The organism is Rhodococcus sp. 06-221-2 (assembly GCF_002258365.1).
Taxonomy (GTDB): Bacteria; Actinomycetota; Actinomycetes; order Mycobacteriales; family Mycobacteriaceae; genus Rhodococcoides; species Rhodococcoides fascians.
On the sequence record NZ_NOYJ01000030.1, the window covers coordinates 177957 to 189480 of the forward strand.

Below are 11524 nucleotides of genomic sequence, written 5' to 3' on the forward strand. Positions count from 1 at the left end.
TATACCTCGTCGTCAGTAATGCGACGCGAGGGTGCCCACGCCGGCATCGAACCTACATTCGGGATCGACTAGAACGTAGCCCATGGCAGCGGTGGGTCGTTACAGACCCCGCTGCTCTACAAACCGAGGTATGCCCTCAGCTCGTACGGCGTGACGTGGCTGCGGTATTCCTCCCACTCGCGACGCTTGTTGCGCAAGAAGAAGTCGAACACGTGCTCGCCCAGTGCTTCTGCGACCAGCTCGGAACCCTCCATCGCGTTGAGCGCTTGGTCGAGGTTGCCCGGCAGTTCCTTGTAGCCCATGGCGCGACGCTCCGCGGAGGTCAATGCCCACACGTCTTCTTCGGCCTCGGGAGGAAGGGTGTATCCCTTCTCGATTCCGCGCAGGCCTGCCGCGAGCAGCACCGCGAACGCGAGATACGGGTTGCAGGCCGAATCGGGGCTACGAATCTCGACGCGTCGCGACGACGCCTTGTTCGGGGTGTACATGGGCACACGAATCAATGCCGACCGGTTGGCCGGTCCCCAGGATGCAGCGGTCGGGGCTTCGCCACCACGCACGAGACGCTTGTACGAGTTGACCCACTGGTTGGTCACGGCACTGATCTCGTTGGCGTGCTCGAGGATGCCGGCGATGAAGGACTTGCCGGTTTCGGACAGCTGCATCGGATCGTCCGGGTTGTGGAAGGCGTTGGCGTCGCCCTCGAACAAACTCATGTGTGTGTGCATCGCCGAGCCGGCCTGGTCGCTGAACGGTTTGGGCATGAACGTCGCGCGCACGCCCTCTTCGATGGCGACTTCCTTGACCACGTAGCGGAAGGTCATGATGTTGTCGGCCATGGACAGTGCGTCCGCGTACCGCAGATCGATCTCCTGCTGGCCCGGCGCTGCCTCGTGGTGGCTGAACTCGACCGAGATGCCCATCGACTCGAGCGCGTCGATGGCATGCCTGCGGAAGTTCGGAGCCGAGTCGTGCACGGCCTGGTCGAAGTAGCCGCCGTTGTCTGCCGGGGTCGGCGGTGAGCCGTCCTGGGGAGCGTCTTTGAGCAAGAAGAATTCGATCTCGGGGTGCACGTAGCAGCTGAATCCGAGGTCGGCAGCCTTGCTCAGCTGGCGACGCAGCACGTGGCGCGAATCGGCCCAGGACGGCGAGCCGTCGGGCATGGCGATGTCGCAGAACATGCGGGCAGAGTGCTGGTGACCCTTGCTGGTCGACCACGGCAGAATCTGGAACGTCGACGGATCCGGCTTGGCGACGGTGTCGGCCTCGGAGACGCGGGCGAATCCTTCGATGGCGCTGCCGTCGAAGCCGATTCCCTCGTCGAATGCACCTTCGAGTTCAGCGGGCGCGATGGCCACCGATTTGAGGTACCCGAGGACGTCGGTGAACCAGAGGCGGACGAAACGAATGTCGCGCTCTTCGAGAGTCCGGAGCACGAATTCCTTTTGACGATCCATGAACGCGAGAGTAAGCAAACGGAGTTAAATCTGTGTTACATCGTGAATTCAGTCTCACTTCGTGGAACTCTCCGCTCACCGCGCGCCCGGTGAGGTACGTGTCAGCAGACCAGCCCTTCGCCTGGTGGGACGAGGTCCACGAGGTAGTTCGTCAGCGGATCGTCGATGCACTCCACTCCCGAGAACGCCACCGTGTGTTGGGTGCCGTTGTAGGTGACCAGGTCGCCGCGCAGCTGGTCGGCCAGTTCCACGCCCGCTTGGTAGGGCGTCGCCGGATCGTTCGTCGTCGAGACCACCACCAGCGTGGGCAGCCCCTCCGCCTCCACGATGTGGGGCTCGCTTGTGTTCGGCACCGGCCAGAACGCACACAGATCCAGCGGCGCGTTCCCGGTGGAGCGGCCGTCGTCGAGGTACGGCGCTGCCGCTCGGAACCTGGCGTCGGCCTCGTCGGCCTCCCCCCGGTCGGTGGTCGGCGGGCCGTCGACGCATCGGACGGCGTTGAACGCGTCGTCGATGTTGGTGTAGCTACCGTCCTCGAGACGTCCGGAGTAGGTGTCGGCGAGGCGCAGCAGTGTGTCTCCCCTGCCCTCTCGCAGTTCGCTCAGTCCGGCTCGCAGCAAGCGCCAGAGCTGCGGTGAATACAGCGCCTGTTGCGCTCCGGTGATCGCGTCGTCGTAGCTCAGTCCGCGCGGATCGGTGGTGTCGGCGGGCGTGCCGACCAGCGGGTCGACCAATGTCCGGAACTGCGCCACGGCCTGGGACGGATCGGTGCCGAGCGGACAGGTATCCGTCTGCGTGCAGTCCGCAGCGAACTGGTCGAACGCGGTCTGGAACGCCGCACCCTGGGCGACGGCCTCGTCGACGGGCGACTGGTCGGGATCGAGTGCTCCGTCGAGCACCATGGCCCGGACGTTCGACGGGAACGCCTCGGCGTAGGCGGTACCGATGCGTGTCCCGTACGAATACCCGACGTAGGTGAGCTTCTCGTCGCCGAGCACTCCGCGGATGACATCCATGTCGCGGACGACTTCGCGGGTGCCGACGTGTTCGAGCACGTCGGCCCCGGTGCGTTCGACACATTGCGCCGCGTAGTCACGATGATCGGCTTCGGTGGCGGCGATCCCCTCTGGGCTGACGTCGACGTCCGGTTCCCGACGCTCTTCGTCGACTCCCTCGGACGTCAGGCAGCGCACTTCGGGTTCGGAGGCCCCGATCCCACGTGGGTCGAATCCGATTCGGTCGAACCTGTCGGCGATCGGGGTGCCGTCGGCTTGCTCGGCGAGGTAGAGCCCCGAAGACCCCGGACCGCCCGGGTTCATCAGGATCGACCCGATCTTCTCCCCCGTCGCCTGAGTGCGAGAGATCGCGATGTCGATGGTCTTGCCGCCCGGATCGGCGTAGTCGAGTGGCACGGTCACTCGGGCGCATTGGACTGCATCGCCGAGTTCGGACCCATCCGTGTTGTAGGACTCGCACGATTCCCACTGCAGATTCTGGGTGTAGAACGCCTCGAGCCCCGCAGGAACAGGACCGGCCGGAGCCGAGAACGTGGAGTCGGACGCGGTGGACGGATCGGGGTCGGCACCGGGCCCGGGCGCGGAGCAGCCGGCGAGGACGAGGGCGACTGCGGACAGTGCCACGACCGACGTCGTGGTGCGCGTTCTCATGAGTCGATCGTGCCAGGTCTTTCCGGCCACACTCCATTCTCGCTGCCCGGCAGGGACGGCCGTCGAGCACTAGCGTCTACACGGTGCAGGCCCTCAGACTCGCCCTCGCCCAGATCAATCCCGTCGTCGGCGATCTCGAAGCGAATGCGGCGGCGATCGTCGAATGGACCGTCCGTGCCGCCCATGACGGTGCCAACGTGGTCGTGTTTCCGGAGATGGCCCTGACCGGGTATCCGGTCGAGGATCTGGCGTTGAATCCGTCGTTCGCCGCGGCATCGGCGCGGGCACTGACGGGGCTGGCGGAGTCCCTGGACCGAGCGGGGTGCGGCGATCGCATCGTCGTGGTCGGGTATCTCGACCGCGATGTCGAGGGCTCGAGAAACAGCGCGGCGGTGATCGTCGACGGCCGGGTCGCAGCTCGGTACGACAAGCATTCATTGCCCACCTACCGGGTGTTCGACGAGGCACGTTATTTCGCGCCCGGCTCCCGTTTGAGCATCGTGACGGTCAACGGCGTGCGACTCGGACTCGTTGTGTGCGAGGACATCTGGCAACCCGGTGGATCCGTTGCCGCCTACGCCTCGGCCGGAGTCGATCTACTGCTGTGCCTCAACGCGAGCCCCTTCGAGCAGGGGAAGGACACGATTCGTCACTCTGTCGTCCAGCGCCGAGCCACCGAGATCGGGACCCCCATCGCGTACGTGAACGCGGTCGGCGGTCAGGACGAGCTGGTGTTCGACGGGGGAAGTCTCGTGCTCGGTCCCGACGGCTCGACGTGGGGCCGGGCTCCGCAATTCGTCGAGCACTTGCTGATCGTCGACGTGGATGCCCCCACGGATCCGGTCGCGGACTCCCCCGCGGTGGCGGGCTGGATTATTGATCGCGTCGCTCTGACCGACGTGGCGATCAGCGGCTGGCAGCGTACCGAGCCGTACCTGGCTCAGCCCCTCGGCGCCGAGGAACAGGTGTGGGGCGCGTTGGTGACCGGGCTACGAGATTACGTGCACAAGAACGGCTTTCGTGCGGTCACCCTCGGTCTGTCCGGTGGAATCGATTCGGCGGTCGTCGCCGCCATCGCCGTCGATGCCCTCGGCGCTGACGCGGTGTACGCAGTGTCGATGCCCTCGGAGTTCTCCTCGGAGCATTCACGCATCGATGCCGAGGATCTCGCCGCGCGCACCGGCATTCACTTCCGAACCGAACCGATTTCCCAGCTGGTCGCCGGCTTCGTGGACCAGCTGCACCTGACCGGCGTGGCCGAGGAGAACGTCCAGTCGAGATGCCGGGGAATCGTGTTGATGGCGCTGTCCAACACCTTCGGTCATCTGGTCCTTGCCACCGGGAACAAGTCCGAACTGGCGGTGGGTTATTCGACGATCTACGGCGACGCGGTCGGCGGCTTCGCACCGATCAAGGACGTGCCCAAGACGCTGGTCTGGGGATTGGCGCGATGGCGCAACGAGTCCGCGATAGACCGCGGAGACGTCCCGCCGATCCCCGAATCGAGCATCGACAAGCCGCCCTCGGCCGAGCTTCGGCCGGGTCAGCTCGATACCGATTCACTGCCCGACTACGACACCCTCGACGCCATCCTGTTTCGGTACGTCGACCACGATCAGGGCGTCGCAGACATCGTCGCGGCGGGTTTCGACGCGACCGTCGTGGCGGACATCGTGCGCAAGGTGGACACAGCGGAATACAAGCGGCGGCAGTATCCGATCGGCACCAAGGTCACCTCGCGGGCGTTCGGGCGCGATCGTCGGATGCCGATCACGGTCGGGACGGGCGCGTCCGAGCCCCCGATGTGACGATCGGCTGTTGCTTCGACTGTGACAAATTGCACTCCCTACCAGCATTCCTGCGACGGAAGGGCGGTGGCAGACTGGTCACGTCATCACACCCCATCCCGGGGACCCGCCGCGCGGGCCTCGAGGACCAGAAAGGGACAAAGATGTCCGAAAATGCTGTGTACGGCGGTTCGTCCACCGAATCCCAGGCGACCGCGCTGACCCGCAAGACCCGTACCCACCATCTGCTGCAGATGAAGGCAGAGGGTGAGCGCTGGGGAATGCTGACGGCGTACGACTACTCCAGCGCCCGCATCTTCGAGGAAGCCGGCGTGCCTGTGCTTCTCGTCGGTGACTCCGCGGCCAACGTCGTGTACGGCTACGACACCACCGTGCCGATCACCATGGACGAGTTGCTTCCTCTCGTACGTGGAGTGGTACGCGGCGCACCGCACGCGCTCGTCGTCGCAGATCTGCCCTTCGGTACCTACGAAGCCTCACCGCAGCAGGCCCTCGAAACCGCTGTTCGTTTCATGAAGGAAGGCCTCGCGGGCGCGGTGAAGCTCGAGGGCGGCGAGCGGGTCGCACCGCAGATCGCGGCCATCACCGCTGCCGGCATCCCCGTCATGGCCCATGTGGGATTCACCCCGCAGAGCGTCAACACCCTCGGCGGATTCCGCGTTCAGGGTCGCGGTGACGCGTCCGAACAACTCGTCGCCGACGCCATCGCCGTGCAGGAGGCAGGTGCGTTCGCCGTCGTCATGGAGATGGTCCCCGCCGACATCGCCGGCCAGGTCACCCGCAAGCTCACGATCCCGACGGTCGGCATCGGAGCGGGCAACGAATGCGACGCTCAGGTTCTCGTGTGGCAGGACATGGCCGGATACACCAACGGCAAGACCGCCAAGTTCGTCAAGAAGTTCGCCGACGTGGGTGATTCGCTGCGCACCGCAGCCACCACGTACATGTCCGAGGTGCGCTCGGGAGTCTTCCCCGGACCCGAACACAGCTACTGACCGTCGTCGTCTGATCCCGGTTCGGATGGCACACTCGGGCCATGACAATCAGACGGGGTACGACGTCCATTGCAGGACGAAGCGCAGTCGCACTGGTCGGTGCGGCTGCGCTTCTCGCCGTAGTGGGGGCATGCAGCACCGACACGACCAATACCGGTTCGTCGTCGACCACGACGACCGCTCCGAGCACGACGGTGGCGACGACGACTCCTGCGGGAGCGGCTGTCACCGATGCCCAGAAGCAGCAGCTGTGCACCGATCTCGAGGCGCAGCTGTCGAATTGGCGCGTGCAGGGCCCCACTCTCGGTCGCGGCGGTCTGAACATTCTGGTGCAGACCTGGGCTGCGCAGAGCGGCGTCATCAACCTCCAGGTGGTGCAGAATCGCGCGCTCGTCGACGACATCACGAAGGAAACGTGCTCGGACGTGCGGGACGAGGCCATCCGCTCCCTCGACATCCCGGATCTGGCCTCCGGTCTGGTCGGTTTCTAGGATGCGCACCTTGTACCCGGAGATCGAGCCCGTGGAGACCGGTCACCTCGACGTCGGCGAAGGGCAGCAGATCTACTGGGAGATCTCCGGCAACCCCGATGGCGAACCAGTGGTGTTCGTGCACGGCGGTCCCGGCGGTGCCACCAATCCGCTGCAGCGTCGCTACTTCGATCCGCAGGTCTACCGCATCGTGTTGTTCGATCAGCGAGGCTGCGGGCTGTCGACCCCACATATTGCCGACGGGGCAGATCTGTCGGTCAACACCACCGATCGCTTGATCTCCGACATGGAAAAACTCCGCGAGCACCTGAACATCGACACCTGGTTGGTGTTCGGCGGATCCTGGGGCTCCACGTTGTCGCTGGCCTACGCACAGACGCATCGCGAGAGGGTGCGAGGACTCGTGCTCCGAGGAATCTTCCTCGTCCGGCCGTCGGAGATCGACTGGTACTACCGCGGCGGTGCCGGACACATCTTCCCGGACCTGTGGGAGGAGTTTCTCGCCCCCATTCCGGAAGGCGAACGAGACGGGGATCTGGTCGAGGCATATCACCGACAGTTGATGTCCGAGGACGACGCTGCCGCGACCCGGGCCGCGGTGGCGTGGTCGTCGTGGGAGGCAGCGACGAGTTACCTGCTCCCGAAACCCGATGCTGTACAGCATAATTCGGATGCGCGTTTCGCTCGCGCCTTCGCCGGAATCGAGAATCACTACTTCCGCAACGGGTGCTTCCTCGAAGAGAACCAGTTGCTACGCGACGCGCACCTGCTCGACGGTATTCCTGGTGTGATCGTGCAGGGCCGCTACGACGTGGTGTGCCCGGCCACGAGCGCGTGGGCACTGCACAAGGCCTGGCCGAGTGCAGATCTGGTGATCGTCGACGATGCCGGCCATTCTGCGGCCGAGCCGGGCATCGTCCACCACCTGGTCGAGGCGACCGACCGCTTCAGGCCGTGACAGACGGATAGTCGAATCGGACTGTGCGCGAGTCGGTGTCGGCCCGAGTCAATCGGACCTTCACCGACTCCCCCGCAGGCGGCTCGCCGTCGCACTTGCCCATGACGATCGGTTCGGACACGAGCACCTCGGCGTCACGCTTGCCCTCGGCACCGCGCAGCACCACTGCGTCGAACGTATGACCTACGCGATCTTCGAGCACGTGCGCTTCGGTCAGATCGATGCAGGCTCGGTCCACTTTCGATGCTGCAGAATCCGATCCACGCATGATCGCCGGTAGCTCCGGCAGCGCCTGCGCCGCCCACTCGGGGACGGGCACACCGGCGACCACGGCCAGACACACCTCGGTGGCGAACCGATCCGACAGCCGTCGCAACGGGGCCGTCACATGGGCGTACGGCGCTCCGATACCCGAGTGTTCGACGGAATCGTCGGTGCCGGGTGCATCGATGGTCGAGTTCGGGGTCCGACTGTCGAACGCCGAATAGTCCGCTCCCCGAAGCAATCCCGTGGCCTGAGTCATCATCGCCAGGGTCGACGGTTCGTCGGTGGGCAGGCCGGCGAGTACCGCGCCGGCGGATGCTCCGGCGGGCCACTCGATTCCGAGTGCGTTCGCGGTCTTCTTCAGGGTCTCGACGGCCTCGGGCGGTGCGGGCGGAAGCGTGCGTACGATGCCGATTCCGGCGTCGAGCATGATTCTGGCTGCGCACATGCCCGTCAGCAAGGACACCTCGGCGTTCCAGCCGTCGACTGCTGTTCGCGGTTGCAGAACGATTCGCCAACCGCGGCCGTCCGGAACCACTTCCTGCTCGGGGAGCGTGATGTCGATGGCTCCTCGACGCCTCGCTGCCTCCGCCCGTAGGTGTCCGAATTCGGCAAGGGCAGCGATCGACGGGTGCGGTGTGCCGGCGTCGAAGTCGGCTTGCACTCCCGTGTAATCGAGACGCGCGGTCGATCGCACGAGCGCCCGGGTGACGGTCCACGCCGCGGCTTCACCGACGTCGTCGAGTTCGATGGTCCACAGCGCAGCGCAGCGAGTCTGTCCCTCCAACAGGCTTCCCGAGCCCTCCGACAACTCACGCGGGTGCAACGGAACAGATCCGTCGGGGAGATAGTACGTCTGGCCGCGTCGGCGGGTTTCCACGTCGAGCGCTCCCCCCGGCATCACCAGCGCACCCACGTCGGCGATCGCGTAGTGCACCACCAAGCCGTTGGCCGTCTTCTCGATGTGCACCGCTTGATCGAGATCCTTCGAGCCGAGTGGGTCGATGGTGACGAAAGGAATGTCGGTGCGGTCGATTCTGCTGTCGGCGTGCAGGTCTCGGGCTTCGATCGCTTCGCGCATCACGTCTGCGTCGAAGACATCGGACAGACCGAACTCGGATCTGATGGACTCGAAATCGAAGTTCGGAGCCCTCAGCCGGGTGAGCAGCACCGTCAGTTGTTCCAGTCGTCGTCGGAGTCGGCGGCCTTGTTGCGGGCGGCTGCGATCTTCAGCGCCTGCTCTGCGGTGGCCTTGTCCGGATACGGACCCATGCGGTCGAGGGCATTGGTCTCCTTGCCCTGCACAACCTGCTTGGTGCTGATGTCGTAGTACCAGGAGCTGTCGTCGTCGGTCATGACTTCCAGTGTGCCCCATACAGCCACGCCGCAGGTGTACCGCGCGAAAAATTGGAGTGCGAACGAGTCGGCCTGTAAGCCGGATCCTGTGCATCGACCCGCTCTCGCGAGATCGAATAGACGACCATCCATCTGGGCACACCGTTGCCGGGTACCTCGAGCAGTCCACCCGCAGGCTCGGGCGAGCAGCCCTCGAGCACCTGCGCAGCTGCACCCCTTGCGCGGTGCAGCCTTCGACCTTGCTCCGGGCGGGGTTTACCTAGCCATCCCAGTCACCTGGGATGCTGGTGCGCTCTTACCGCACCGTTTCACCCTGACCTGCGCTTCGATCCCGAAGAACCGAACCGCAGGCGGTCTGTTTTCTGTGGCACTGTCCCGCGAGTCACCTCGGGTTGCCGTTAACAACCGCCCTGCTCTGTGGAGTCCGGACTTTCCTCGGCCCGAAGCGGAACGGAACCTGTCCGTCGGTACTTCGAGCCGCAGCCGTCCAGCCAACTCGTTCGCGATTGCGTACTCTACCCGCCTCACGTCGGATGCCCGGCGATTGCCCGGCCATGAAGAACAGAGGCACTCACGATGGCCGCGGCAGCGGTGACGACCACCCCCACCCAGGCGGCGGCCGTGTAAGCATCCTCTCCGGGGAAGGTGGAGCCCGGACGCGTTCCGGCGGCGAGTACCAGACCACCGATCGCGCTTCCGAAAGAGAATCCGACACTGCGCACCACCTGGTTGATACTCATGACGCTCGAGGTCTCCGAGGAGGGCACCACCGGCAGCACGACGGCCGGCAGCACGGCCGAAAAGCTTCCGACTCCGAAACCCAGAATCGCCATCACCGCACAGAGTTCAACGACGCCGGCGCGGGTACCGGCGAACAAGGCGAGAGCCACCACAACGATCAGTGCGCTGACCGTCAGCGCGCTGCCTGCCCCCACCCGACGCAGCACTCTGGGCACCAGCTTGCCGGCGAGAAATCCGAACACCGAGAACGGAACCAGGACGAGGCCCGCCGCGAACACGTCGAGGCCGAAACCGTATCCGGCACCGGAAGGCGTCTGCGCGTAGCGCGTAACGAGGGTCAGCAGCAGATACATTCCGATGCCGCCGAGAAACATTGCGCCGTTCGCTCCGACCACGGCCCTGTGACGAAACAACCGAAGATCGACGAGCGGTGCCGAGCTTCTCAGTTCGACGAGCACCCACATGCCCGCAGCGACGACCGCGATTGCAGCCAGCACCCCCGCCGTCCAAGGGCGGCTCCTCCACAGCGCGGTCTCACTGATGAGAACGAGCGCCAAGGCGATAGGGAGCGCTAACAGCACCGCACCCGGAACGTCGATGCGGGTCGCGCGCTTGCGCGTCGAGGCAGGAACAACTCGCAGAGCAACGGCAAACGCCATGACCGTCATCGCAGCACCGAATCCGTATGCGAGCCGGAGACCGCCGTGCTCGGCCAGAAACCCCGACAAGGGATAGCCCACACCGACACCCGCAGTAGACGCGACCGACAACAAAGCGATGGTCGATCCGGACCGCTTGTCGGACAGATGATCTCGCACCACACCCATCAGCATCGAAGTCAGGGCCAGTCCCACTCCCTGGGCTGCGCGGCCGAGGAGCAGCCAGGAGAAGGACAGCGGCAGTGCGGTCAGAATGCCTCCGGCCGAGACGACGCCCAGCGTCCCGAGGATTGCTGCCCGTCGATGCGGACCCGATCCGAGGCGGCCCAGCACCGGTGTCGTGACGGCACCGGTCAACAAAGCAAACGTCAACGTCCATTGTGCACTGGAGAGGGAGACGTCGAAAGTGGTTGCGACGCTGGTGATCAGCGGGGCACCGAGGCTACCGACAGCGGCGACGACGACTCCGAGGAACAACAGAGAAGGCACGAGCATTCGTGATTCGTCGTGCTCGGAGCCGGAGATCAACGGTTCGTCTCGCTCGTGATGTGGTCGAACAATCCGGCGTGGATACGAGTGCCCACTCCGTTCGCCCAGGGTTGGTCGACGTCATGAATCTGCAGGGCCGCGCCACTGTTGAGCAGCATGCCGAACGCCAGAAACGCTTTGACGGTCACCGCATCGAGACCGGTGACCTCTACGACGGTGTTCCACATCCGGCCGAACGCCTCTCGAACGGCGTCGCGCACCTCTTCGTCGCCACACGCGGCGATCCCCTGCAGCTGCAGCAAGAGTGAGGTTCGATCCTCGAGCATGGCGTAATAGCACTCCCCCATCGAGGCCAACGCTTGCTGACCGGTGGCAGTACCTGCGGCCTCGCGCATCCCATCCGCCACACGGTCGAACGAGGCGACCACCAGCTCGGAGAAGAGTGCCTTCTTGGTTCCGAATATTCGAAAGATGTAGGCCTGGGTGATCCCTGCTTCGCGGGCGATCCTGTCGGTCGAACCGCCGTGCAGTCCGGACGATGCAAATTCGTCTGCCGCTATCCGCAGTATTTGCTGCCGTCGTTCCGGGCCTGTCATCCGTCCTCTCTGCGCCATACCGCCAAGTTACTGGTTACTAACT

Annotated in this window: 10 protein-coding genes and 1 other RNA gene; 4 read left to right on the forward strand and 7 right to left on the reverse strand. The window is 65.0% G+C overall.

Translation table 11 applies throughout. From position 1 onward, the window contains the following. Positions 1-116: 116 nt before the first annotated feature. Together glnA and CH281_RS17010 are read right to left on the reverse strand one after the other, a co-directional pair. Positions 117-1457 (reverse strand): type I glutamate--ammonia ligase, encoded by a 1341-nt coding sequence (gene glnA / locus CH281_RS17005; RefSeq protein ID WP_027497412.1) that lies wholly within the window; start codon positions 1455-1457, stop codon positions 117-119. Positions 1458-1558: 101 nt separating this feature from the next. Then, the gene (locus CH281_RS17010) at positions 1559-3124 is read right to left on the reverse strand and encodes an alpha/beta hydrolase (RefSeq protein ID WP_094695342.1); all 1566 of its coding nucleotides are present in this window, start codon (positions 3122-3124) and stop codon (positions 1559-1561) included. Positions 3125-3207: 83 nt separating this feature from the next. Here CH281_RS17010 and CH281_RS17015 point away from each other — a divergent pair, with 83 nt between their 5' ends. The 4 genes from CH281_RS17015 to pip all read left to right on the forward strand — a co-directional run bounded on the left by CH281_RS17015 (position 3208) and on the right by pip (position 7376). Continuing rightward, positions 3208-4932: an NAD+ synthase gene (locus tag CH281_RS17015; RefSeq protein WP_094694899.1), complete on the forward strand. Its 1725-nt coding sequence runs from the start codon at positions 3208-3210 to the stop codon at positions 4930-4932. Positions 4933-5075: 143 nt separating this feature from the next. After that, positions 5076-5927, forward strand: coding sequence for a 3-methyl-2-oxobutanoate hydroxymethyltransferase (panB, locus tag CH281_RS17020; protein WP_094694901.1), 852 nt, complete (start codon positions 5076-5078; stop codon positions 5925-5927). A gap of 41 nt (positions 5928-5968) precedes the next feature. Continuing rightward, the gene (locus tag CH281_RS17025) at positions 5969-6418 is read left to right on the forward strand and encodes a hypothetical protein (protein ID WP_045841259.1); all 450 of its coding nucleotides are present in this window, start codon (positions 5969-5971) and stop codon (positions 6416-6418) included. Position 6419: 1 nt separating this feature from the next. Next, complete coding sequence (pip, locus tag CH281_RS17030; protein WP_032368132.1) at positions 6420-7376, forward strand: prolyl aminopeptidase; 957 nt, start codon at positions 6420-6422, stop codon at positions 7374-7376. On the opposite strand, the gene CH281_RS17035 is transcribed toward pip, so the two are convergent. The 5 genes from CH281_RS17035 to CH281_RS17055 form a co-directional block, all read right to left on the reverse strand. After that, positions 7366-8811: an RNB domain-containing ribonuclease gene (locus CH281_RS17035; protein ID WP_256983667.1), complete on the reverse strand. Its 1446-nt coding sequence runs from the start codon at positions 8809-8811 to the stop codon at positions 7366-7368. The two genes, pip and CH281_RS17035, sit on opposite strands and share 11 nt — an antisense overlap. Before the next feature lie 2 nt (positions 8812-8813). Further along, on the reverse strand, positions 8814-8996 hold the full coding sequence (locus CH281_RS17040; protein WP_027497419.1) for a hypothetical protein: 183 nt from the start codon (positions 8994-8996) through the stop codon (positions 8814-8816). Positions 8997-9055: 59 nt separating this feature from the next. Next, positions 9056-9495: RNase P RNA component class A (rnpB, locus tag CH281_RS17045), an RNA gene on the reverse strand. A 25-nt stretch (positions 9496-9520) separates the two neighbouring features. Then, entirely contained in the window at positions 9521-10891 is a 1371-nt protein-coding gene (locus CH281_RS17050) for an MFS transporter (RefSeq protein WP_094695344.1), read from the reverse strand. A gap of 29 nt (positions 10892-10920) precedes the next feature. Beyond that, on the reverse strand, positions 10921-11499 hold the full coding sequence (locus tag CH281_RS17055) for a TetR/AcrR family transcriptional regulator (RefSeq protein ID WP_230591473.1): 579 nt from the start codon (positions 11497-11499) through the stop codon (positions 10921-10923). Positions 11500-11524: the final 25 nt, after the last annotated feature.